Source organism: Actinoplanes sp. NPDC049118, from assembly GCF_040648555.1.
In the GTDB taxonomy this organism is placed as follows: Bacteria; Actinomycetota; Actinomycetes; order Mycobacteriales; family Micromonosporaceae; genus Actinoplanes.
The window spans coordinates 259,490-283,853 of the sequence record NZ_JBEZDY010000011.1 but is presented as its reverse complement, the minus strand read 5'-3'; the positions used below and the strand labels follow the sequence as shown (position 1 = coordinate 283,853).

Sequence of the window (24,364 nt, the reverse complement as noted above, 5' to 3'; positions counted from 1 at the left end):
TGGGACGGACGGCTGCCGAACTCGTTCTCCCTGCTCGCCCGCAGGCCACCGTCCCTGAACGGCGGGGCGAGGCCCGGGGTGGACACGAGGCGACGGTAGCCGGCGTACACGGGATCACTGCATGGTCGTGGCGGGTGGGTGATCGAACGAGGCCGGGCAGCGGAAGACGTACAGGGCATAGCCTCGTCCGATGTAGACATCTGCGGGGTTCCGCGAGGCCTCCGCCGGCTCCTGCACCGGGCGCCAGCTTCCGCCCGACCCGTGCCACTCGCCGGAGTCGGCGGTGAACAGCAGCGTCATCGCGGTGCCGCACTCCGCGCAGTCCACGGGATGCGGGTCGGTCAGGGACCAGTTCGCGAAGCCGCCCACCTTCCACCCAGGCGCCAGCGACAGGTCGGACTGGTAGTCGACACCCTCCTCGTGCTCCTCCCAGGCGGTGATCCGGGCGTCGAGCTCCTCCGGCAGTAGCCCGCCGTACTGGTACTCGCGGATCTGTTCCGGGTGCAGGACGCAGGGAGCCGGCAGATAGGAGTCGCTGACGACGGGCGGCTCCGGTGGCGCGTCCAGGGGCCTGCCGACGTCGGCGCTGCGCCGCCAGTACAGCCGTACCCGCGGGTTGTAACCCTCATCGGGGTGGTCCAGCGGGCACCAGAGCACCTGCAGCAGGTCGGCGCCGTCCGGGCCGGCGAAGTCGGGGACGTCGCGCCGGTACAGCTGCGCCACCGGTACCAGCGGGATCGGCTGGTCCACCAGGGCGTGCGGCTCGGAGAAGTCGAAGTCCGGCAGCCGCGCCCGTTCCTCGTCGGTCAGGGCGTACCGGGTGCCGGTCGCGTCGGCCCGGGCCTGCGCCGCCGCGTAGATCTCCCGGCCGCGACGGACCGTCGCCGGCGTCCGGAGCTTGAAGACGTAGTGGGTGTCGCCGTCCGTGCACACCGGCCAGGCCTCGTCGGCCGGCCAGAGCAGCGGGCCACCGACCGAGCTGCCGGCGGATGTCGGGGTACCGGGCCGGGGATGCAGCCGGGTCGCCGTCGCCGAATGCTCCCGCAGCTCGGGGAAGAGTTCCGTGATGTCCAGCGGCCGCGGCGGCGTGGTGCGGGTCATGGTCGATGATCCTAGGGATCGAGACCCTCGGTTCCGCGCGTCAGCCTTCGTCGCGCCAGGCGAGCCAGCGGCGCAGTTCCGCCAGGTCGTAGTCGGGCCCGTTGGTGATCACGGTGAACATGCCGATGCCGCGCTTGCGTAGTTCGGGCCCCACGCGCCAGGGGTCGCCCGAGACGAACGACGAGCGTTCGATCTCGGCCGGGTCCCGGCCCAGCTCGTGGCAGTGGGTGTCGAGCTGCCGGGACTTGTCGCCGAGCGCCTCACCCTCGGCGAAGGTGTGCCAGATGTCGGCGTGCCGGGCGACCAGCCGCAGGGCGTTCGGGCCGTCGGCGGCGACCAGGATCGGCACCTTCCGGGTCGGTGGCGGGTTCAGCACGGCGAGGCGGCGCTCGATGCGCCGCAGCGCGTCGCCCAGGTCCCGGACCCGTTGGGCCGGCGATCCGAACGGGTACCCGTACTCGGTGGCCTCCGCCTCGCGGAAGCCCGCACCGAGGCCGAGGACCAGCCGGCCGCCGCTGATGTGGTCCACGGTGCGGGCCATGTCGGCGAGCAGGTCGGCGTTGCGGTAACCGACGCAGGTGACCAGCGCGCCGATCTCGGCGCGCCCGGTCGACTCGGCCCACGCCCCGAGCACCGTCCAGCACTCGAAGTGTTTGCCGCTCCGGTCCTTGCCGAGCGGGAAGAAATGGTCCCAGTTGAAGATCACGTCGACGCCGAGCGCGTCCGCCTCGGCGGCCGCCCGCCGGATCTGGGCGTAGTCCGCCCGCGCCGGCGCGATCTGGACCGCGACGCGCACCCCGCCGGGGTTCCTCTTCACGATCGAGCATCCTAGATGGCCGACAGGCTCGGGCACACTGGCGGTATGCACGCGACGTGAGTACCGGAGGACGCGGTGATCCGTGAACAGTCACCCCTCGCCCACCTGGACGACCGGGCGAGGCGGGCCGTCGAGCTGGCCCGGCGCAACGCCGACGGCCTGCACAGCCGCGTCGTCCGACCGGAGCACATGCTGCTCGCCCTGTTCGCCCTGAGGCGCGGGACCGCCGCACGGGCCGTGGCGAGCCTGTCCGGCGATCACGTGCTTGGTGAGCCGGCTCGACCCGGTCTTGGTGTCGAACCGTCCCGGCAGGTCGCGGGACGCGATGAGAGGATGTCCGCGTGCGACACGCCTCTTCCCTGGTCGGAGCCGACGTGGCACTCGTCGGCCTGTTCTCCGGCGCGGACAAGGAGTTCGGGGAAAAGCTCGACCGGCTCGCGTCGACGATCGAGGCGCACGGCGGGCGGGTGGTGGGCCGGCACGTTCAGCGGCGAGGACCTCGTCACCGCGCGTGGCCGGTGATGATGCCGTTCAGGTGGTCCGTGACGGGCACGGCCGGGAGGGCGCCGGGGCGCGACGGCGCCCGGAACTGCAGGGTGTCGCGCACGTTCTTCTGCACCGCGACGGCGGCGAACAGCGTCATCGCGAACGCCAGACCGTAGAAGCCCTTCTCGCTGAGTGCCAGTCCGCTGTTCCACAGGCCGATCACCAGCATCAGGACGCCCAGAGCGAGCACCGCCCACGACAGCCCCAGATACAACGCGGACACCGGCAGACCCTCGACGCGGTCGCGCACCGACTTCTGCAGTGACACGGCGGCGAACACGCCCAGCACCAGGACGGCGGCGTAGAAGCCCTTCTCGCTCCTGGTCATCGTGGCGTTCCACAACCCGGCGGCGAAGGACACCACTCCGAGGACCAGCACCGCCCAGGAGGCGCCGACGAAGGCGGGGGTGGGCTTGGCCGAGGACGATGGCTGGTTGGTCACGGGACTCTCCGAGCGGGGGTAGGGAGCCACCGGCGTGGTGCCGGTCGGCGTGGGGCGTCTTTCCTGGTCACAGCCTGCTCGACCCGCCACCGCCCGTCCTGAGTCGCGGTACTCAACAGCGACAGGTAGGCGCGACACGTCCCCCGGCCGATCATGCGATCTGGTTCAATGCCTGCCATGCCTGGCCCGGATCTGGACAGTGAACCGCCCGCCGGGGCTCCCGGTACCGTCCACGCCGCGGCGATTCTGCTCTACGTCGGCGGCGCGCTGACCCTGGTGTTCGCGCTGACTTCCGGAGCCCGGGGCTCTCTGCTGCGGTCCGCGGCATACGTGCTGATCGGGCTGCTGTACCTCGGGCTCGCGCGTGCCGTGCAGCGAGGCCGGCGGTGGGCGCGGCGGGCGGTCCTGGTGCTGTGCGGTGCCGGGGTCGCCCTCGCCGGTTTCCGGCTGTTCGACTCGGGCATCTCGGCGGCCGCCGGCGACCTCGCCTGGCCGATGGTGTACGCGATCCTGCTCAGCACCGACGCGGCTCGTTCCTGGTTCCGGGCAGAAGGCTGACCGGCCGGCCGGCGGACCGATGCGTCAGTCTCGCGGGCGTGCCTCGTAGGCGGCGATCACCTGGGCGGTCGGATCCGGGCTGTCCGCTGTACACAGTCGATCGGTGAGCAGGAAGCCGGGCAGGGAGAACCGGGCCGAATGCTCGCGCTCGGAGAGTATGAACTCGCCTCCCCGCAGGTCGGGCTGCCACCCGTGTTCCAGGGCGTAGCCGATCAGGGGCCGCACGTCGCCCGCCGTGGGGTAGGCGCCGTCCGTCGCGCATGCGGTCCATGGTGACGGCCAGGTGGTCGACAGCAGGTCCGCCTGGAGCACCCGGCCCCGCTTGTCGCCACCCCAGGCCCGGACCCGGATGCACCGATGGCAGTCGTGTTCAGCCTGCACGTGACGAATCTCCGCGCGCCACACGAAGGTGCGGGCGCCGATTCGCAACCGCCGCAGTCGAGTCTTCATCCAGGTCACCCCCGGGCCGGAATGATTCCCGATCGGCCGGCGTCACGCCACGCATTTGCGCAGCCGGGATCAGGGGCGCACCGCCGTCACGGTGAACGGGTGCGTGGTGCCGACCGGGATTGCCCTTCGATTGCGGCGGGTCCGATCCCCCGGGCTGCCGATCGTCTCCGAGGCGACCCGGATGGTGGCCGGTTACCTCGATGCCGAGCGCGGCCTGGGCCGGATCGCGTCCGACGCCGACGTGGCCACCCTCGCGCCGATCCTGATCGGGGCCGGGTCGATGCTGTTCACCGACCGGGAGGCCGGCCCGCCGGACGCCGGCGCGGTCGCCGGACCGTCGGCACGGTCCTCGCCGGGGCGCTCCCGCGCTGACACCCGGCCGCTGAACGCCTCTGTCGCTCAGGCGATCATCAGGTCGAGGCGGAGCCAGTCGGCCAGTTCCTCGATCTCGTGCCGCACCGCGGCGGCCATCGCCCTGGTGAACGGGGCGTCCTCGTGTATCGCGTCCACCCGCAGCATGCCGGCCCTGCGGTCGGCGGTGGCGTCGAGCTTGCCGACGAGGCGGTCCCCGTAGAGGATCGGCAGGGCCCAGTAGCCCCAGCGGCGCTCGGCGGCCGGCTTGAACATCTCCAGCTGGTAGTCGAACTCGAACAGCTCGGCCAGCCGCTTGCGGTCGTAGACCAGCCTGTCCAGCGGGGACAGCAGGGCGGTGCGGCCGGCGAAGGCACGGTCCAGCAGCTCCGGGTCGATCCGCCATCGGCCTCTCACGCCCTCGACCACCGCGAGCTCGCCCGCGGCATCCGGCCCGCCGGGTGCGGCCCGCACCTGTGCGCGGGCGATGCCCAACGCGCGCAGCCTCCGCTCGTCGCGGATGCCCAGCGCCTGCTCGTAGGGGACCGTCTCGTCCGGGTAGACCCGCTCGGCCAGGTCCCACAACCGGTCGGCGCCGCGCCGGCCGGCGGCCGCGACCTCGCCCCGCTGGACCAGGAAATCGATCATCTTCGTGATGTTGCGATTGTTGTTCCAGCCGGACGAACGCCACGGGATCACGCAGGTGTCCGGCAGCTCGCGGGTGGTCAGCGGCCCGTCGGCGCGCAGCCGGGCGAGGATGTCGACCCGGCAACCGTTGTTGACGTCGACCCACTCCCGCACGCCCTCCTGCCAGTCGCGCAGCGGGGGGCGCCCGGGCCACTCGGCCATCTCCGCCCGGTGCAGCGCGAGGTCCTCCGCCGGGTGGATCATGCCGCGCAGCTCCAGGAGGGCCTGCTCGTCGATGGCGTCGCGCAGCTGCGCCGGCGAATAGGACGAGCCGAGGCGGCTCCACAGCACCAGGTCGGCGCTGGGCGCGACGGGCGCGGCCGGATCGTTCTGCAGCAGCGTCAAGCCGCGCACCACGTCGAACATCCCGCCCGGCCGGTCGGCGTCCAGCAGTTGCGCGCGCACGGCGAGGCGGCGCGCGTCGGTGCGCGACAGGCTGTGCACGGTCATCGGCCGAGACTAGGCGGCGGGTACGACAACAACCCGGGCGGCAGGCCGGTGACAATGACCGCCGCCCGGCGTCAGCCCGCCGAGCGCGCGCACTGACGACGCCGCCGTCCGTCGAGGGAGGCCGGGGCCGCCGACGCATCGACGGCCCCGGCCCCGCCCCTGCTAGGCCGTGACGGCCCGTTCGAGCAGGGTGCGGTGGCGGATCATCCACGCGGCGGAGCGGGCCCGCCAGGCCAGCGCCCACAGCGGCGCCGGGTCAGCCGAGTCCGGGGTGATGCCGGCACGGACCGCCTCGGCGGCACAGTCCCGGATCGCGAACTCGATCATTCGGCCGACCAGCCCCGGCCGGTCGGCCCTCGGCAGCTCGTAGCCGTCGAGGAACAGCCGCAACTGCCCGGCGCGGGTGGCCGCGTCGGGCAGGTCGTTGCGTTCGGCGACGTCGTCGTCGTGCAACTGCGCGTGCCACCACCCGGTGGCCACGACCTCGTCCAGACGGTCGACGGGTCCGGCCAGGGTCCAGTCGATGAACGCCACGGGCGCCCCGTCCCGGGCAACGGTGTGCCACGGTCCGGCGTCGCAGTGGCCGATCACCGAATCCAGGCCCTGGCGATGCATCCACCAGTGCTGCCACACCGCGTCCGGCGGTGGACGGAAGCCGGCCGTCGCGGTGTGCAGATCGCGGAGCAGCCTGCCGACCTGCGCGACGCCCTCGTCCGTCCACGCATGCGGATGAACGATGCTGCCGTCGACGTAGGTGAGCACCTCGTTGCCGGCGACGTCGATGCCGTCGCCGACCACCCGCGGGGCGCCGGCGAATCCGACATCCTCGAGGTGGCGCAGGAGCGCATGGACGGTGCCGGTGAAGGGTTGGGCGGGACGCCTGATCGTCTCGCCGGAACGGATGACATGACTCGGTCCGCCTTCGGCCGCTGCCAGCGGCTCGAAGGACGATGCGGAAACCACGATTTCTCCTCGTGTCAGCGCGGTAAGCGGTGATGCGGCGCCGGATGACGGCGCCAGGAGCCGGCGGCGCGGAGAGTTCCGCGGCCGGCTGGACCGCTACGAGGCGAGGAGTTCGGCATCTCGCCGGTGAGGCGCCGCCCAGGAGGGCGGCCGATCTCAGATCGCGGCGAACTCGCGGGTCGTAGCGGTAACGGCCACCTCGCTGTGAACCATGCACGTCATCGGGACCTCCTCGCCGAGCCGGAAACCGGAGGCTATCGAGCGGCACGCGGCACCGCCAGCGGGTTTCCCGCGGTGATCGGACTAGACCGGCCGGTTAACATGCCGCCATGATCGAGGGGTTGGTGCGGGCGGCTGTAGCCGGCGACGAGGACGCACTCGAGGAACTGACCGCGATCGCCGCCGCCGAGCCGGCGCGCCTCGCCGGACAGCTGAGCCTGCTCCTCGACGCGGGCGTGCTGTGGCCACCGATCCTCTACCGCGGCGCCGACGGCGACCTGGTCCGCCGGATCGTCGAGGACGTCGACGCCGGCCGGGCGGCGGACCGGCTCAATCACCTGTTCCTGATCCTGGCGCACGCCTCGGATCCGCACGCCGAGCGGGCGCTGCGGCGATGGCAGGAGTCGCCGCCGCCCGGCGCGGATCGGCTGTACGTCGGTGCGCTGGCCTACGCACACGAGGCCGGCTGGACGGTCGCCCCGGACGGCGGCCGCCGCGAGCTGTGCGCGCCTACGGCGTACCGAATGATCATGAATGAGGTGCCGGGGCCCGCCGGCGGCCCGGCCTGCCCGTGGTGCACCTCCCCGCTGTGGACCGTCGTCGACCTCGACGCCGGCCTCCCCGAGGTGGCCGAAGCCCTGGCGCACACGGGGTGGGCCGGCCGGTTGAGGATCGCGACCTGCCACCTCTGCGCCTGCTACACGACGCTGTACTGCCGGGTCACGCCCGACGGCGGCGCCGCCTGGTTCGCCGGCAACGGCCGCCCGGAGTACCTGCCGGACACCGCCCGGCCGGAGGATCCGCCGGCGATGCTGCCCGCCGTCGGAACGCGTCGGGCCTCGCCGTTCCAGGCCAGCGCCTGGGACGAGGGCGGCTCGACCCTGGGCGGCCGTCCCGACTGGATCCAGGACGCCGAGCACGCCGACTGCCCCGGCTGCGGGCAGCCGATGGACTACCTCGGCCTGGTCGGCGGCGCCGACCTGGACTTCGGCGAGGGCGCCTATTACCTGCACCTGCACGCGCCCTGCGGCTTCGCCGCGGTGAGCTACCAGCAGAGCTGAGCGCGCCGGGTATCGGCGGGGCGGCCGCCGCCGTGACGCTGGGACATATGACGAAGCTGGTATGGAACTCTCCGCGTTCCCCCCTTCCATACTGCTGATAGTCGTCGATGTGCCTGGTGAACGGAGCGGAGATGTCCGGACCGAGTTCGCACCGGCGCGCCGCGGCGCTCACGATGCCGGCGCTCCTGGTACTGCTCGCCCTGGCCGTCCCGATGTTCAGGGCGGCGGCGGGAACCGCGCCCGGCATGCGCCCGGTGGCGGCCGCGACCATGACCGTCGCGCAGGCGATCGGCGGCCAGACCGGCGGCACCGGCACGGTACGCGGGTACGTCGTCGGCCAGCCCACCGCCGCCGATACCGTGCTCTTCGACGACTTCACCGGGGACACGGCGCTGGCGATCGCCGACAGCAGCGGCGAGACCGACACCGGTGACATGTTGTACGTGCAGATCACCAGCGCATACCGGGCGAGCTTCGGGCTGCGGAGCAACCCGGGCCTGATCGGCGACGCGCTCACCGTGACCGGCACGCTGACCGCGTACTTCGCGCACGCGGGCCTCAAGTCCCCGTCCGCGATGACGGCCGGCGGCGGCAACCCCACGCCGACGCCGACCGGCACCACCGCGCCGCCACCGACCGGCTACTACGCGGCCGCGGCCGGCAAGTCCGGCGCCGCCCTGAAGAACGCGCTGCACGGCATCATCTCCAGCGGGATCACCACCCTGTCGTACGACCTGGTCTGGAACGCGCTGAAGGTCACCGACCAGGACCCCTCGAACTCGGCGAACGTGATCCTGCTCTACTCCGGGGTCAGCCGGTCGAAGAATCTCAACGGCGGCGACCTCGGTGACTGGAACCGGGAGCACGTCTGGGCGCAGTCGCACGGCGGCTTCGGCACCGGCGCCGGCCCCGGCACCGATCTGCACCATCTTCGTCCCGAGGATGTGAACGTCAATTCCGAGCGGGGCAACAAGGACTTCGACAACGGCGGCACCGCCGTCGCCGACGCTCCGGGCAACCGTACCGACGCCGACTCGTGGGAGCCGCGGGCCGCGGTCCGGGGCGACGTCGCACGAATGATCTTCTACATGGCGGTGCGGTACGAGGGCGGTGACTCCTTCCCCGACCTCGAGGTCGACGACGCCGCCGGGGGCACCGGCCCGAGGCTCGGCCGGCTCTCCGCGCTGCGGCAGTGGAACCTGCAGGACCCGCCGGACGCGTTCGAGCTGCGCCGGAACGAGCTGATCTTCGGCAGCTACCAGCACAACCGCAACCCGTTCATCGACCACCCCGAGTGGGTCGGCTCCATCTTCGGCCAGGGGTGACCCGCGAGCGGGACTATGTCTAGGGCCGATGGTCGCTTGTGCGGTCGAAAGTCAGCGGGCTAGCCTATTTGCTGCGAAATGTTTGGTGGCTCGGCGGAAGGCCTTTTACATGGTCATTAGGCCGGCCCTGGCGCTAGGACTTCTCTTGCGGATTCGAATATGAACGCGCCCGGCGACAGCCTCGGGTGGCCCGCGGGTGAGGCGAGGCTTGCCGAGGCGTCCGCGCCGGTCGCCTCGGATGACGCCGGCCTGGCGGACATCGTGCGTTCCTCGCACGACGCGATTGTCGGCGTCACGCTCGACGGCGTGGTGACGACGTGGAATCGGGCCGCCGAGCGGCTTTACGGATATCGCGCCGAGGAGATCATCGGGCGCGGCGCCGAGCAGCTCTACCCGCCCGGTGCCCGGGCCGGCGAGGCGGTCGTCCTGCGCAGGCTCGCCCGCGGCGAACGGCTCGACCAGTACGTGACCGAGCGGATCCGCCGCGACGGGAGCACCGTCACGGTCCGGCTGAGTGTCTCGCCCATCGCCGACGACACGGGCCGGATCGTCGGCGTGGCCGCCACCTCCCGCCGCATCCACGCCGCCGCCGAGGACGGCCGCGACCCGCGACAGCCGCCGGCGCCGGCCCCGGATCCGGCCGCGACGAACCGCACGCAGGGCGTGCTCTCCACCCGCACCAGCCATGAGCTGCGTACCCCGCTGCAGGCCGTCATCGGCTTCACCGGCACCCTGCTGCTGCGGCTTCCGGGACCACTCAACGACGAGCAGGAACGCCAGCTCGAGCTGGTGCAGGAGAGCGCCCGGCAGCTACTGGCGCTGATCAACGAACTGTCGCGCCCGGCCGACGGCTGACGATAACCGCATTGAAGTGCGTGTACCCCGATCAGGTGATGGTCGGCGTCACTCGCATGTGGATATCGTGTGGGTTTGGCCGGCCGGGAGTGGTCGGCCTGTCTGCGTGGTCGGGTGGTGTGCGAACCGTGGAGTGGTGGCAGCTGACCGCATTGGCCAATGCGATAATTCTCGTTGCATATCTGGCGATCTCATTCGCTATCGGGCGAGGGTTGTGGCGGACACGGCAATGGCGCAACAATCCGCTCGGGCTGGCGACCGCGGCGATCTTCTTCAGCTGCGCGGTGCACCACGGCTCGCATACCGTGCACCTGCTGCTTCCCTACCTGGGCTGGGGAATGCATTCGGGGATGGCCATGCGCCACGCCTTCGGGTCGAGTCTCTCCGTCGCGGGCTGGGACGTCATTACCGCCGCGGTCGCGGTCTGGTACTGGACGCTGCGCGGCCGGTTCCCGGCGCTGGTGCGCGGCGCGGCGGTGTTCGAGGACCTGCGGCTGCGGCAGGCGGCGGAGGCCACGCTGCGCGCCAGCGAGGAGCGCTACCGCGGAATCGTGGAGACCACGAGCGAGGGTGTGCTGCTCCTCGACGGCGAGGGCCGGATCAGCTACGCCAACAGCCGGTTCGCCGCGATGCTCGGCCGGCCACAGGACGAGTTGTCGGGCACGACGATCATGAACCTGGTGACCGAGGCCGACCGGCCCGTCGCCGAGCGGGAGCTGGCCGGCGTCGCGGAGGGCGGAACCCGGCGGCTCGAGCTCGGGATGCACCGCGAGGGCGGTCAGGTGATGTGCGCGCAGGTCGCCCTGACGGCGCGCGTCGACGACGACGGTGTCCTCGCGATGGTCGCCGACGTGACCGCGCAGAAGAACATCGAGGCGCAGCTGCGCCAGGCGCAGAAGCTGGACGCGGTGGGTCAGCTCGCCGGCGGGGTTGCGCACGACTTCAACAACCTGCTGACCGTCATCGACGGGTACGCGGCCCTGCTGATCGCCCGGGCCGACGAGGCGTCCACCCGCGACCTCAACATGATCCGTGAGGCGGCGACCCGGGCCGGCGCGCTGACGCGCCAGCTGCTGGCGTTCTCCCGGACCCAGACCGCCGAGGAGCGCGTCGTCGACGTCGTGGGTCTCGTCACGGGACTGGAGGGGATGCTGCACCGGCTCATCCGCGAGGACGTCGAGCTTGCGGTGACGACGTCGACCTCGTCGTTGCACGTGCGCGTCGATCCGGGTCAGCTGGAGCAGGTGCTCGTCAACCTGGCCGTCAACGCCCGCGACGCGATGCCCGACGGCGGGACGCTGAGCATCAACACCGACCGGATCGACCTCGACGGCGAGACCGCCGCCCAGCTGGGCGCCCAGCCCGGCGAGTACGTCCTGATCACCGTCGCCGACGGCGGTTGCGGCATGTCGGCGGAGGTGGCCGCCCGCATCTTCGAACCCTTCTTCACCACGAAGGAACAGGGCAAGGGCACCGGCCTGGGCATGTCCACCGTGTACGGCATCGTGACGCAGGCCGGCGGATGCATCCAGGTGAACTCGCGACCGGGGCAGGGCACCGCGGTCGAGGTGTACCTGCCGATGACGGCGGCGGAGCTTGCGGTCGGGCTACCGCCGGACCCCGTGCCGCAGCGGCTGGCGACGGGCACCGAGACGATCCTCTTCATCGAGGACGACCCCGCCGTCCGTACGCTCACCGAACGGATCCTGCGCACCGCCGGATACCAGGTCCTGGCCGGCGTCGACGGTCACCACGCACTCAAGATCATGCGCGGTAACCCGGACATCAGCCTGCTGGTCACCGACGTCATCATGCCGGGCATGAACGGTCAGCAGCTGGCCGACCGGATCACCGCCATGCTGCCGGGCCTGCCCGTCATCTTCACCTCCGCGCACACCCGCGGCGTGCTCACGCCCACCACCCGGGACGACCCGAGCATCGCCTTCCTGGAGAAGCCCTACACCGCCACAGGAATCACCCGGACGGTCCGCGCCGTCCTGGACGCCCGCACGACTTCGACGGCGACGAACTGAGGTATCCGGTGTCATTCGAACCGACCGGGAACGCCGAGAGTGCCGCGGTGGCCGGGACCGTGCTCTACATCGACGACAGCGCCATCAACACCATCCTCGTCGAACGGATCCTCACCAGCCGCCCCGAGGTGGTGTTCGGCTCGGCACCGGACGGCCGCTCCGGCCTGGATCACGCCGCGCGGCTGGTGCCGGATCTGGTGCTGCTCGACCTCACCCTGCCCGACATCAGCGGCGAGCAGGTACTCGCCCAGCTGCGCGCCGACCCGGCCACCCGCGCCATTCCCGTGATCGTGGTCAGCGGCGAGACCGATCCCTCGGTCCATCTGCGGCTCATGGCGCAGGGCGCACAGTGGCTGACCAAGCCGTACGAGATCGAGGACCTGCTCCGCCTCGTGGACGACTCGCTGGGGGTGGGCCGGCGCTGACCGGCGCTCAGGCGCCGTCCCCGCCGACCCAGAGAACGGCGACGCAGGCGTCGTCGTCCGGCGAGTCGCCGCCGAGCACCTGCCTGACGATCTGCTCCGCCAGGTCCTGTGCGTCCGGCGGCTGATGCGGCTGGTCGGCCGCGAGCTCGCCGAGCGCCCGGACCACCGCGTACGGGAGCCGTTGCGCGTCGTCTGCCGCCGGGCCGCTGTGGCGGTCGATCAGCCCGTCGGTGTAGGCGCACAGCACCGCGCCCGGCGCCATGGTCAGGTACTGCCCGGTGAACTCGGCGTCGGGGAAGAGCCCGAGCGCCGGGCCGCGCTGTCGCAGCAGGGCGATCGCCGGCACGCCGCCGCTGCGGGGCATGACCACCAGGGGTACGGGGTGACCGGCGTTCGCTATGCACAGGCAGCCGGTGTCGGGGTCGTAGATCGCGACGATGGCGGTGACGAACGTGTCGCCCGGCAGCATGCCGGTCAGGAGCCGGTTGAGCCGGGTCAGCAGGCGGGCCGGGTCGGGATCCTCGAAGGAGTAGGCGCGCAGCGCCGCGAGGATCGGGGCCATGGCGGCGGCGGCCGGCTGGTCGTGACCGGCGACCTCGCCGACCGACAGGAGGATCCGGCCGCCGGAGATCTGCTGCGCGTCGTACCAGCCGGTGCCGACGTCCAGCCGTTCGGGGGCGGCGAGGTAGACCGCGCCCAGGCTCGCGCCGGTGACCAGGGGCAGCGCCTGGGGCAGCACGGCACGGTGGAACTCGTCGACGGCGCGGCGCTCCGCGTGCCACTCCGCCTGGGCGCGCAGGTGGGTGCGCTGCGCGTGGCGGACGTCGGTGACGTCCTGCGCGACTCCCCACACGACCCGGGGCGTGTCCGTGTGCCGCAGCCCCGGCGCGGTCGTGCGGCACGACACGATCAGCTCGTGTACCACGCCGTCCATGTCCGCGACGCGTACCTCGGCGAGGTTGGGCACGCCGGTGCGCCAGGTGTTCCCGGCGACGGTCAGCAGTTTGGCGAGATCTTCGGGGTGCACGCGCTGCCGGAGCTGCTCGAGACGCACCCGGGCGGAGGGCAGCCGGAGCAGGTCGCGCAGGCCGATAGACAGCACGATCAGACCGGCCTCCGGGTCGAGGTCCCACGTGCCGGACTGGGTGAGCTGGTGGGTCTCGGCCAGCCGCTCCGCGACGTCGGCGGCCAGGATCCGCCACTGCTCCGCCAGGTCGTCGGCCGGCTGCACGGGTTGCCGGGCGGGCGTGGCGACGGTGATGTCGTCGATGGATCCGACGAGATCACCCGTCTGCACCTGCCCGGCGAGGCCGCCGGCGCCCAGCAGGGCGTCGATCGTCGCCAGCACCATACCGGGTTGCGCCGGCTTGAAGATCACATCCCGGACACCGCAGGCGCGGGCCATGGGCTCGATCTCGTCGTGGCCGTAGTGCGCGGTGCTGAAGGCTATCGGGATGTGGCTGGTCGTCGGCTGGCTGCGCAGCATCCGGGCCAGCTCGTAGCCGTCCAGGTTCGGCATCATGACATCGGTGATCACCGCATCCGGCAGTCGCCGGCGGGCCAGCATCAGGGCGGCGTCGCCGTCGGCGGCCTCGCAGGCCTGATGCCCCCGGTAGCCCAGCAACGTGCGCAGAAAGTCCCGGCTGATCGGATCGTCATCGACAACCAACACGGTCGCCATCGGTCTCCAATCACGATGCAAATCTTCCCGCAAGTCCCTTTCGATGAACACCGAACATGATGAGGCCTCACAGCCACCAGTACTCGCACTTGCTGTCCGTCCCCCGGCTCAGGTGGCGCGGACCAGCCGCCAGCGGTTGTCCGCGCTGCCGTTGTCGGGGTCCTGAACGGCCTGTCCGCCCCGGGCGACGGAGCCGTTGAGGACGGCGAGCAGCTTGCCGCTGTTGACGTTGCGGATCCGGTGGGTGCCGTCGCCATTGTCGATCATGGTCCAGCGGTGGTCGGCGGTGCCGTTGTCCGACCATTGCAGGACGCGGGCGTTGTCGGCGGTGGACATGTTCTCCACGCCGAGGACCTTGCCGCTGTTGACGTTGCGGAACCTGACCGCGCCGCCGTCGGTCACCATCACCCAGTTGTGGTCGGGGGTGCCGCTGTCGTCCCACTGCAGGGCCAGGCCGCCGTCGGCGGTGGACATGTCCTGGATGCCGAGTACCAGGCCGCTGCCGGCATTGACCAGCTTGTAGCTGATGCCGGCGGCGCCCGTTCTCCAGTAGACGGTGTAGTTGAAGCCCTGTGCGTCGTGGAACGGGCCGAGGTTCACCGTGGCGCCGTTCGCGGTCGCGGTGAACGCCAGGCTGCCGGTTCCGGTCCGGGTGATCGTCGAGACGGTAAGCGCGGGCAGGCCGGACAGCGCGGTGTTGCCGTAGTTGCCGCACAGCACCGCCGGACCGTAGGTGATCGCCTGGATGTCCGCGTTGTCGTTCGCGGCCCGCATGACCACCCGCATCGGCAGTCTCACCGTGATCGTGTCCCCGGCCGCCCAGGTCCGGGTCACGGTGGCGTAGCTGCCGGGCGTCGCCGTGACGCCCTGCACCGTGCCGTTGACGCTGATGGTCGCGCCGGTGGTCCAGGACGGGATCCGCAGCCGGATGCTCCACGATCCACTCATGGTGCCGGACAGCGTCAGGGTGGTGGTGTCGCTGACCGGGTAAGTGGTGCTCTGGTTGACGGTGATGCCGCGCTGGGTCCAGCTCAGCACCGACGGCACGAAGAGGTTCACCGTCAGCGTGGTGCCGCTGTGGAAGTAGATGGAGTCCATCAGCTTCGTGTTGATCTCGACCCCGGTGCCCTGGCAGCACCAGAAGCTGTTGTAGTCGGTGGACCAGGTGCCGCCGCCCCAGGCGGGACCGACACCCCGGCGCCCACCGGGGTTCAGCGGCGTGAAATAGGTGACGTGGCCGTGGCCGTCGGCCGGGTTCTGCGCCCCGATGACGTGGTTGAGCAGGGCCTGCTCGTAGAAGTCGAAGTAGTCGGCCCGGTTCGGATCGAGCTGCCACAGCTCCCGGGTCAGCTTCAGCATGTTGTAGGAGTTGCAGTGCTCGCAGGTGTCGTTGGTGAGGTAGCCGGCGATCGCGTTCGGGGCACGGAAGTGCTCGGCCTGGCTGTTGCCGCCGATCACGTACGTGTGCGCGCCGGTGGCGATCCGCCAGGCGTTGACGGCGATGTCCCGGTAGCGGGTCGTGCCGGTCGCCTTGTACTCCCGGGCCGCGCCGACCCACTTCGGCACCTGCGTGTTGGCGTGCAGGCCGTTGAGCTGGTCCTGGTTCGCCGCGAGCGGGTTGAACACCGCGGCGTGGTCGAACCGCTGCGCGGCGGTGAGCCAGCGCCCGTCCCCGGTCTGCTGGTAGACGTCGGCCAGCACCTCGTTCATGCCGCCGAACTCGGTGCCGAGCATGGCCTGCAGCTGGCTCGAGCTCAGCCGCGCGGTACGCGTGTCGACCCAGCCGGCCAGCGCGAGGAGCACGTTCCGGGCCTGGGTGCTGCCGGTGTACCGCCACACGTCGAGCAGGCCCGCGAGGGTCTTGTGCACGCAGTAGTAGGGCACGTTCCCGTTCGTCAGGGTCCGGGCCTCGAGGGCGATGAAGTCGGACTCGGGAAAGCCGGACAGGTATCCGGTGCCGAATCCGGCGGCGCCGTTGTTCGCCTGGCACCTGGCCAACTCGGCCACCATGTAGTCGGCCTTGGCGCGGCAGGTGGTGTCGCCGAGCACCGCGTACGCCTGCGCCCATGCGGTCAGCAGGTGGCCCTGCACATGGGTGCGGAACGGGAACGTCGGTGCGTCCCACCCGCCGGTCGCGACGGCACCGTTGGTGGACAGCCGGTGGTTGGCCCGGAAGTTGTAGAGCAGCCGGTCGACGTCGACGAACCGCAGGTAGCTCAGTGTCCGGTTCTGGTTGTCCAGCCATCGGCCGGCGGTGAGCCGCACCTGGCCGAGCGGGAACGGATACGCCGAGACGCCGATGTCCGGCCGCACCGGTGGGACGACGGCCGCCGCGGCGGGACCAGCCTCGAAGGGACCGATGCCGGCCGCGGAGGCCAGGGCACCGGCACCGGCGGCTTGCAACAGCCGGCGTCGGCTGACAGGCAGGTGAGACATGGAAACCTCCCCACGATTGTTAACGGTAACAATCGTGCCGAGGATGCTACGGGATCGTTTCCATCCATTCAAGGACGTGATTGTCCGGCGGGCGGACCCGGTACCGGCTCAGCCGGCCGTGACCACGGCGCGCGAGCGGGCGACGGTCACGTTGTAGGCGCTGCCGCTGGAGTGCCGGATCCGGGTCGCGTTGACGGCGAAGACGTACGAGGTGGCCGGTTGCAGGCCGCGCACGGTGGCCGTCATCTCCCGGCAGCCCCGCCCCGGTTCGACCACGGTCCACGAGAGCTCCGGCTGCTGCCCGACCACGAGCTCCTGCGAGATGCCCGCCACCCGGTAGGCGATGACGGACGTGTCGCCGGGGTGGTACCAGGTCACGGTCGCGGTCGTGCGGCCGGGACTCACCATCGCGACCTCGATCCGGCCCTGCGGGTGCGCCTTGACGCACTGCGGCTCCCCGGGCCGCACGTCGGCCGCCGGCGCGGGGGGCGCCGAGACCGGCGGCAGCCCTCCGAAGCCCGACTCCGCGGGTGCGGCGGACGGTGCCCGTGAGGCGGGTGGTGTCGGCTTCGCGGATCCCCCCGCGACGACGATCCAGCTCTGCGCGGCGGGCGTCGCCTCGGCAGCCAGGTTCTCCTCGGCGCCCGCGGTCGACGAGACGGCGCACCCGCCCAGCACGAGCGGCACGAGGGCTGCGGCGGTGCAGAGAACTCCCGGACGGCGGGTCATCGGGGGATCCCCTTCCTGCGGGCGGCGCGGTCGGACTCACCTATCGGCCACCGGGCACCGCGGCTGAGGCGACCGCCGTTGTATCGATGGCCTACCGTCGTCTCGACTCCCGATATCCGGCTGGGAGCGATGGGGGTTGAGGGTGCCGCGTGTCCCGCTCAAAGGCAGGTTCGGGGGGCGGATCGCCACGCCTGATCTCTACCGGCTGGTGGCCGCCGGGCTGGTGATGATCGCCCTGTGCAGCGGCATCGCCGGCGCCGCCACCGCCTGGCACCGGTCCGCGCTGACCTCCGACATCACCGACGTCAGCGGGCCGCTCAGCGTGGGCGCACAGGAGCTGTACCGATCGCTGTCCGACGCCGACGCGACCGCCACGAACGCCTTCCTGGCCAACGGTGTCGAGCCGGCCGGGTTGCGCACGCGCTATCTCGACGACATCGCCCGCGCGACCGCGGCGCTGACGGTCGCGCTGCGATCGGCCGGCGACGAGGACGCCGCCCGGCTGACCGTGCTCGCCGACCAGTTGCCGGTGTACACCGGCCTCGTGGAGACGGCCCGTTCGTACAACCGCCTCGGCGTTCCGCTCGGCGGGGCGTACGTCCGGGAGGCCTCCGGCCTGATGCGGCTGACCCTACTGCCGGCCGCGCAGGACCTGCTCGAGTCCGCACAGCGACGACTGCTCGACGCGCAGCGCGGTGCCGCCGGACTCCCCTGGGCCGTCCTGCTGGCCGGCCTGGTGACCCTCGCCTCCCTGCTGGCGGCGCAGGTGCTGGTGGCCCGGCGCACCAACCGGGTGTTCAACGTCGGGCTGGTCGTCGCGAGCCTCATCGCCGTCGCCTCGCCGGCCTGGTCGATCACGGCCACCGGTGTCGCCTCCCGTCAGCTGGAGGCCGGCCGCCGGGACGGCTCGGCGCTCGTCGCGCTGCTCGCCGACGCCCGCCGGGCGTCCCTGCAGGCCCGCGCGGACGAGGCGTTGACGCTCATCGCCCGCGGCAGCGGCGCCGGGTTCGAGAAGGACTTCCGCGCCGCCCTCGCCGAACTGATCGGCCCGGACGGCACCGGCGGCCTGCTCGGCCGGGCGTCGTCGCAGGCGCCGACCGAGGCCGACCGCGCGGTCATCGAGGCGGCCCGCGCCGAGGCCCGCCGCTGGTCCGACCTGCACGGTCAGGTCCGGAGGCTCGACGACGGCGGCGACTACCAGCAGGCGGTGAGGATGGCGACCGACACCGGGCCGCAGAGCCCGTCCGCCGTCTTCGGCCGGCTCGACACCGCGTTGGAGGCCGCCCTCGCCGGCACCAACGATCGGGTGGATCGCCACGCCGGGCACGCCGGCGGCGCGCTCGGCGGTCTCGGATGGGGACTCGTGCTGATCACCCTCGGCCTGGTTGGCGCGGTGATCGCCGGCATCCGGCCGCGGATCGGAGAATACCGGTGAGCTCGCAGGCGGGACTCCGGGCGGCGTGCGCGGCGCTGCTCCTGCTGACCGTGGCCGCCGGGTGCGGCGGCGCCGACGACGAGCCGCGGGTCGCCGCGTCCGCCGCGCGCGCGGTCGTGCCGCGGCCGCTGAACGTCGAGGACCCGGCCGACGTGCCCAGCGCCGGGCCCGCACCGGACTGCGTGCCGCGGGCCAGCCTGCGACCCGCGGGCCCGCTGCCCGGACCGGGCCGCATGCCGGCGGGCACGGCGATGGCACGCATCGCGCAGCGCGGCCGGCTGGTGGTCGGCATCGACCAGAACGCGTACCTGTTCAGCTACCGCGATCCCGCCACCGGTGATCTCGTCGGCTTCGAGATCGACATCGCCCGGGCGATCGCCAGGGCGATGTTCGGCGACCCGAAGGCGATCGAGTTCCGGTCGATCACCACGGCCGACCGCATCCCGGTCATCGAACGCGGCGAGGTGGACATGGTGATCCGGACGATGACCATGACCTGCGAACGCTGGCAGCAGGTCTCGTTCTCCACCGAGTACCTGACCTCGCACCAGCGCCTGCTGGTGCGCCGCGGCTCCGGGATCCGGGAATTCGCCCACCTCGGCGGCCGCAAGGTCTGTGCCACCCGCGGCAGCACGAGCATCCGGGCGATCGCCGCACAGCCGTCCCGCCCGATCCCGGTCAGCACGGACAGCACCCTGGACTGCCTGGTGCTGCTCCAGCAGGGTCAGGTAGATGCCGTCTCGACCATCGACGTGCTGCTGGCCGGCCTGGCCGCGCAGGATCCGACGACCGAGATCACCGGCGCCGCGGTCTCCGACGAGCCGGCCGGCGTCGGCATCTCCCGCCGGTCGCCCGAGCTGGTGCGATTCGTCAACGGAGTCCTGGAGCGCATCCGGTCCGACGGCACCTGGTCCCGCAGCTACCAGCGCTGGCTGCCCAGCCTCGGCCGGGCGCCCGCTCCGCCGGCCCCGGTCTACCGGGACTGACCGGTCACACCAGGGCCCGGTGCCGCCCCACGGTCACCGGCGGCGCCGGCTCGGGCGACTTGCGGACGTACATCTCGGTGTCGGCGGCCTTGACCAGGGCGTCTCCTGACAGGTCGGCGCCGGCGCCGGCGGCCATGCCGACCGCCACCCCGAGGGGCAGCTCGTGGCCGGCCCACCACACCGGTTCCGTCGCCAGCTCCTCCACCCGGCGGCGCAGGCCCTCCGCGTCGGTGGCGTCGGCGTCCCGGCAGAGCACCAGGAACTCGTCGCCGCCGATCCGGGCCGCGATGTCGTCGGCACGCAGCGCGCCCGTCAGCCGCTCCGCGAACGTGCGCAGGACGTGGTCGCCCGCCTCGTGGCCGTACTCGTCGTTGACGATCTTGAATTTGTTGAGGTCGCAGTAGAGGACGGCCAGGCCCGGGGACTCACCGTGGTGGCAGCGTTCGACCTCCTGCTCGAGCACGGCGAAGAACCGGCGCCGGTTGATCAGGCCGGTCAGTTCGTCGTGGTGCGCCTGGTAGCGCAGCGCCTCCTGGTCCGCCGTGCGCTCCGCCAGCAGCAGGCCGATTCGCATGATCACCAAGGGCGTCACGACAAGCGTGCCCAGCGACAGCAGCAGCGTGTCGGGGGTCTCGCCGAACAGCATCGGCACGCTGCCGACGACCGGCACGAGCGCCAGCACGAAGCCGAGATGGCGCAGCTTCACCGGCGCCAGCTCGCCGCGGCGCCAGCCGCTGGGCTGGGTGAACTCCGTCGCGCTCGGATGCAGCGCCGCCGCGGCCAGGCCGAGGTAGCCGACGATCGCGCACACGTCGACGAGCGGCGAGTAGTAGTCGCTGTCCGGGCGCGTGCTCAGCAGCGAGGTGACCACGCTCACGATGGTGGAGACCAGGCTGATCACGAAGTAGTTCAGCGAGACCCGCGCGGTGCCCGCCGTGCGGGCGATCCGGAGCAGCGCTCCCATGCTGGCCGTCAGCATCAGCAACTTGACCAGGTAGACCGCCTGGGTGGGTGCCGCCGCCCCGACGCTCTGCAGGTGCGGCCGGAGCAGGATCTCCCACCCGGGGGTGATCAGCCCGATGCCGATCAGGGCGGCGTCGAGGATGCCGCCGCGGTCGCCGGCGCCGTGCCGGAACACGACCATCAGGGCCGCGCTGAGAATGCACACGTACGCGACGACCTGCAGCAGCAGCACGGCCGGGCCGTGTGCGCCGACCGGGACGCCCAGGCCCAGATCCATGAACCACAGGTAGTTGAAGATCGTGAAGAGCACGGTGCCGAGCAGCAGGATGTACCAGGTGCTGCGCCGCTGGATCCTGTTGAGCCGCATGCCGATGGTGATACCGACGACCGCCAGGGCGCTGGCGGCGGTCACGATCGCGAGGCGCACCGCGGTGGGGCTCGCCAGGTGCAACACGCAGGCGGCGAGCGCCGTGACCAGGTACGCGAGGTGGACAGGGCGCGTTCGCCCCACCAGGCGCCCCGCCGTCCTCTTCTGCACATCCCGCCTATCGGCACCGGCGATCGACGGTTGAGAACCGCCCCGGGTGACCGCCCCGACAACCCGTGGGAGGCCGGTCTCGTCCCGGGCCGGGTTCGACCCAAGGCGAAGTGCGATATCACCGCGCCGAACGGGGACGCAAATCAATTGGAGGCAGTCAATACAATCAATTTCCGGACGGCCGCGAAGTGTAAACCGTCCGATGCAAAAGGCTCGGCGCGGTGCATCGGAACCGGAGCGCTCGTATAGACTCCGGCTCCATGCTCACGATGCAGGAGGCACTGGCCCGGTTGACGGCGTATTGGACGGCTCAGGGATGCCTGACCGTACAGCCGATGAACACCGAGGTCGGCGCCGGCACCCTCAATCCGGCCACCTTCCTGCGCGTGCTCGGGCCGGAGCCGTGGCGGGTGGTGTACACCGAGCCGTCCGTGCGCCCCGACGACTCCCGCTACGGAGAGAACCCGAACCGGCTGCAGACGCACACCCAGCTCCAGGTCATCCTCAAGCCGGACCCCGGCAACCCGCAGGAGCTCTACCTGGGCAGCCTCACCGCGCTCGGCATCGACGTCGCCGCGCACGACGTCCGCTTCGTCGAGGACAACTGGGCCTCCCCCGCACTCGGCGCCTGGGGACTCGGCTGGGAGGTCTGGCTCGACGGCCTCGAGATCACCCAGTTCACCTACTTCCAGCAGGCCGGCGGCCTGAACCTCAACCCGCCCTCGGTCGAGATCACCTACGGCATCGAGCGCATCGTCATGGCGCTGCAGGACAAACAGCATTTCAAGGAAATCGAATATTCGCCCGGCATCAGCTATGGCGAGGTCTTCGGCCAGAGCGAATACGAGATGTCGCGCTACTACCTCGACGACGCCGACGTGGCCGCGAATCGGCAACTGCTCGAGATCTACGCCGCCGAGGCACAGCGACTCATCGACGCCGGCCTGCCCGTACCCGCGCACACCTACGTACTCAAATGCTCGCAGGCCTTCAACGTCCTCGACTCACGCGGCGCCGTCTCCACCGCCGACCGCGCCGCCGAGTTCGCCCGGATGCGCCGCCTCGCCGGCGACGTCGCCAAGCTGTGGCAGGCCCGCCGCGAGGAGCTGGGGCACCCGCTCGGCCTGATCGAGCCGGCCCAGCCGGCCGAACCGGCCGCGGCCGGGCGGACCGGCGACGAGCCGCGCACGCTGGTCTTCGAGATCGGCACCGAGGAGCTGCCGCCGAGCGAGGCCCGCGCCGCGCGCGAGGAGCTCCGCCGGACGATCACCGACGGCCTCGCCGCGACCCGGCTGCACCACGGCGAGATCCGGGTCCTCGCGACGCCGCGACGCCTGATCGCGGTGGTGGAGTCGGTCGCGGCCCGGGAGGAGGACCACGTACGCGTGGTCAAGGGCCCGAAGGTCGCGGCCGCGTACAACGCCGACGGCGTGCCCACCAAGGCGCTCGAGGGCTTCCTGCAGGGCCAGGGCGCGACCCTCGCCGACGTCGAGGAACGCGACGTCAAGGGCGCGCGCCACGTGGTCGTCGTCAGGCAGGAGGCCGGAGGCGCGGCGACCGAGGTGCTCGCCGGCATGCTGGCGAAGATCGTCGCCGGCCTGCGGGCGTCGAAGAACATGCGCTGGAACGATCCGCAGCTGTCGTTCAGCCGCCCGGTGCGCTGGCTGACCGCCCTCTGGGGCGACGACGTCGTGCCGATCGCGGTGTCCACCCTCGCCGCCGGCCGCACCACCCGCCTGCTGCGCACCGCGGAGTCGCCGGTCGTCCCGGTCGCCTCGGCGGAGACCTTCCTCGAGACCCTCGCGGCCAACGGCATCGTCGCCGACCCCGAGGTCCGCCTCGAGGCGATCGCCGACGGCGCCACCGACCTCGTGCGCTCCCGGGGCGTCATCGACCTGGCCGGCGAGGCGGCGCTGCTGAACCAGATCACCTACCTCGTCGAGGCGCCGACGCCGCTGCTCGGCGCGTTCGACCCGGGCTATCTGTCGCTGCCCGAGGCCGTGCTCACCTCCGTGATGCGCAAGCACCAGCGCTACCTGCCCGTCCGCGACGCCGACGGCGCCCTGCTGCCGATGTTCGTCACGGTCGCGAACGGGCCGGTGAACGTCGACCTGGTCCGCGCCGGCAACGAGGCCGTGCTGCGCGCCCGGTACGAGGACGCGGCGTTCTTCTACCGCGCCGACCGCCAGACGCCGGCGGCGACGATGCTGGAGCGGCTCACCCGGCTCACCTTCACCGACAAGCTGGGTTCGATGGCCGACCGCGCCGGCCGCATCGCCACGCTCGCCACCACGCTGGCCGGGCGGCTCGGCCTGGACTCGCCAACCCTGCGGCGGGCCGCCGAGCTCGTCAAGTTCGACCTCGGCTCCCAGCTGGTGACCGAGATGACGAGCCTGGCCGGCGTGATGGCCCGCGACTACGCGCTCAACGCGGGCGAGAGCGAGGCCGTCGCCCAGGCCGTCTACGAGGCCGAGCTGCCCCGCAACACCGGCGACGCCCTGCCCGCCGGCACCGAGGGCGCGCTGCTGTCCCTCGCCGACCGGCTCGACCTGTTCATCGGGCTCGCCGCCACCGTCGGGCTGCCGACCAGCAGCAGCGACCCGTTCGCGGTCCGGCGCGCCGTGCTCGGCCTCGTCGCGGTGCACCGGGCCCACCCGGCCCTGGCCGCGCTCGACCTCGACGACGCGCTCGCCGCCGCGGCCACGCTGCAGCCGGTGCCGGTGACCGCCGAGACGCTGTCGGCGTGCGGCGTGTTCCTGGCCAAGCGGTTCGAGCAGACCCTGATCGAGGAGAACCGTCCGCTCGACCGGGTCCGTGCCGTGCTGCCGCAGTACGCCCGCCCGTCGCTCGCCGCCGGCCTGCTCGACCAGCTCGACTCGCTCATCGCCGCCGACTCGGACTTCGTCGCCGTCGTCGCGGCGATCCAGCGGGCGCGGCGGATCGTCCCGCAGGACACCCCGGCCCAGTACGACCCGGAGGTGCTCAAGGAACCCGCCGAGGTCGCGCTGCACGAGGCGGTGTCCGCGACCGTCGCCGACCTGCGCTCGTCGCCGGAGCCGGACCTCGTCCGCTTCACGGCCGCGACGGGCCGGATCGTCGCCCCGATCGGCCGGTTCTTCGACGACGTCTTCGTCATGGCCGACGACCCGACGATCCGCACGGCCCGGCTCGGTCTGCTGGCGACCGTCCGCGACCTCGGCGCCGGCCTGCTGGACTGGGCCGAGCTGCGCCTCTGAGCCTTCACCGATGAACGTCCCCGGGGACGCGGACGAGCCGCGGATGCCGGAGCTCGCCCGGCTCGAGGCCAGGTTGC

Annotated in this window: 19 protein-coding genes; 9 read left to right on the top strand and 10 right to left on the bottom strand. The window is 71.9% G+C overall.

Annotation, left to right across the window (positions count from 1 at the left end; translation table 11 throughout):
- Positions 1-114: 114 nt before the first annotated feature.
- The 3 genes from AB0B58_RS19780 to yiaA all read right to left on the bottom strand — a co-directional run bounded on the left by AB0B58_RS19780 (position 115) and on the right by yiaA (position 2,906).
- The gene (locus AB0B58_RS19780) at positions 115-1,101 is read right to left on the bottom strand and encodes a hypothetical protein (RefSeq protein ID WP_360225266.1); all 987 of its coding nucleotides are present in this window, start codon (positions 1,099-1,101) and stop codon (positions 115-117) included.
- 40 nt (positions 1,102-1,141) lie between these two features.
- Entirely contained in the window at positions 1,142-1,918 is a 777-nt protein-coding gene (locus AB0B58_RS19775; RefSeq protein ID WP_360225264.1) for an LLM class F420-dependent oxidoreductase, read from the bottom strand.
- Between the two features lie 502 nt (positions 1,919-2,420).
- Positions 2,421-2,906: an inner membrane protein YiaA gene (gene yiaA / locus AB0B58_RS19770; protein ID WP_360225262.1), complete on the bottom strand. Its 486-nt coding sequence runs from the start codon at positions 2,904-2,906 to the stop codon at positions 2,421-2,423.
- 177 nt (positions 2,907-3,083) lie between these two features.
- Here yiaA and AB0B58_RS19765 point away from each other — a divergent pair, with 177 nt between their 5' ends.
- A complete protein-coding gene (locus AB0B58_RS19765) occupies positions 3,084-3,464 on the top strand; it encodes a hypothetical protein (protein ID WP_360225260.1) in 381 nt (126 codons plus the stop codon).
- A 24-nt stretch (positions 3,465-3,488) separates the two neighbouring features.
- On the opposite strand, the gene AB0B58_RS19760 is transcribed toward AB0B58_RS19765, so the two are convergent.
- From AB0B58_RS19760 to AB0B58_RS19750, 3 genes are all read right to left on the bottom strand, one after another.
- Complete coding sequence (locus AB0B58_RS19760) at positions 3,489-3,914, bottom strand: integrase (protein ID WP_360225258.1); 426 nt, start codon at positions 3,912-3,914, stop codon at positions 3,489-3,491.
- 399 nt (positions 3,915-4,313) lie between these two features.
- On the bottom strand, positions 4,314-5,402 hold the full coding sequence (locus AB0B58_RS19755; protein WP_360225256.1) for a DNA glycosylase AlkZ-like family protein: 1,089 nt from the start codon (positions 5,400-5,402) through the stop codon (positions 4,314-4,316).
- Between the two features lie 162 nt (positions 5,403-5,564).
- The gene (locus AB0B58_RS19750; RefSeq protein ID WP_360225254.1) at positions 5,565-6,365 is read right to left on the bottom strand and encodes an aminoglycoside phosphotransferase family protein; all 801 of its coding nucleotides are present in this window, start codon (positions 6,363-6,365) and stop codon (positions 5,565-5,567) included.
- Between the two features lie 329 nt (positions 6,366-6,694).
- On the opposite strand from AB0B58_RS19750, the gene AB0B58_RS19745 reads away from it, so the two are divergent.
- The 5 genes from AB0B58_RS19745 (at position 6,695) to AB0B58_RS19725 (ending at position 12,283) form a co-directional block, all read left to right on the top strand.
- Complete coding sequence (locus AB0B58_RS19745) at positions 6,695-7,645, top strand: hypothetical protein (RefSeq protein WP_360225252.1); 951 nt, start codon at positions 6,695-6,697, stop codon at positions 7,643-7,645.
- Between the two features lie 131 nt (positions 7,646-7,776).
- Positions 7,777-8,970, top strand: coding sequence for an endonuclease (locus AB0B58_RS19740; RefSeq protein WP_360225250.1), 1,194 nt, complete (start codon positions 7,777-7,779; stop codon positions 8,968-8,970).
- A 159-nt stretch (positions 8,971-9,129) separates the two neighbouring features.
- Positions 9,130-9,825, top strand: coding sequence for a PAS domain S-box protein (locus tag AB0B58_RS19735; RefSeq protein ID WP_360225248.1), 696 nt, complete (start codon positions 9,130-9,132; stop codon positions 9,823-9,825).
- Between the two features lie 212 nt (positions 9,826-10,037).
- Positions 10,038-11,858, top strand: coding sequence for an ATP-binding protein (locus AB0B58_RS19730; protein ID WP_360225246.1), 1,821 nt, complete (start codon positions 10,038-10,040; stop codon positions 11,856-11,858).
- A gap of 8 nt (positions 11,859-11,866) precedes the next feature.
- Entirely contained in the window at positions 11,867-12,283 is a 417-nt protein-coding gene (locus AB0B58_RS19725; RefSeq protein ID WP_360225244.1) for a response regulator, read from the top strand.
- Between the two features lie 7 nt (positions 12,284-12,290).
- Here AB0B58_RS19725 and AB0B58_RS19720 read toward each other — a convergent pair whose 3' ends face one another.
- From AB0B58_RS19720 to AB0B58_RS19710, 3 genes are all read right to left on the bottom strand, one after another.
- The gene (locus AB0B58_RS19720; RefSeq protein ID WP_360225242.1) at positions 12,291-13,964 is read right to left on the bottom strand and encodes a fused response regulator/phosphatase; all 1,674 of its coding nucleotides are present in this window, start codon (positions 13,962-13,964) and stop codon (positions 12,291-12,293) included.
- Positions 13,965-14,072: 108 nt separating this feature from the next.
- Entirely contained in the window at positions 14,073-16,400 is a 2,328-nt protein-coding gene (locus tag AB0B58_RS19715; RefSeq protein WP_360225240.1) for a beta-L-arabinofuranosidase domain-containing protein, read from the bottom strand.
- Between the two features lie 108 nt (positions 16,401-16,508).
- Complete coding sequence (locus AB0B58_RS19710; protein WP_360225238.1) at positions 16,509-17,129, bottom strand: fibronectin type III domain-containing protein; 621 nt, start codon at positions 17,127-17,129, stop codon at positions 16,509-16,511.
- Between the two features lie 142 nt (positions 17,130-17,271).
- Here AB0B58_RS19710 and AB0B58_RS19705 point away from each other — a divergent pair, with 142 nt between their 5' ends.
- Together AB0B58_RS19705 and AB0B58_RS19700 are read left to right on the top strand one after the other, a co-directional pair.
- Positions 17,272-18,564 carry a hypothetical protein gene (locus AB0B58_RS19705; protein ID WP_360225236.1) on the top strand — a complete coding sequence of 431 codons (1,293 nt, stop codon included), beginning with the start codon at positions 17,272-17,274 and terminating at the stop codon, positions 18,562-18,564.
- Positions 18,561-19,550 (top strand): glutamate ABC transporter substrate-binding protein, encoded by a 990-nt coding sequence (locus tag AB0B58_RS19700; protein WP_360225234.1) that lies wholly within the window; start codon positions 18,561-18,563, stop codon positions 19,548-19,550. Before AB0B58_RS19705 ends, AB0B58_RS19700 begins: the two co-directional genes overlap by 4 nt.
- Positions 19,551-19,554: 4 nt before the next feature.
- On the opposite strand, the gene AB0B58_RS19695 is transcribed toward AB0B58_RS19700, so the two are convergent.
- A complete protein-coding gene (locus AB0B58_RS19695; RefSeq protein ID WP_360225232.1) occupies positions 19,555-21,024 on the bottom strand; it encodes a GGDEF domain-containing protein in 1,470 nt (489 codons plus the stop codon).
- A gap of 287 nt (positions 21,025-21,311) precedes the next feature.
- Here AB0B58_RS19695 and AB0B58_RS19690 point away from each other — a divergent pair, with 287 nt between their 5' ends.
- Positions 21,312-24,287: a glycine--tRNA ligase gene (locus tag AB0B58_RS19690; RefSeq protein WP_360225230.1), complete on the top strand. Its 2,976-nt coding sequence runs from the start codon at positions 21,312-21,314 to the stop codon at positions 24,285-24,287.
- Positions 24,288-24,364 lie beyond the last annotated feature (77 nt).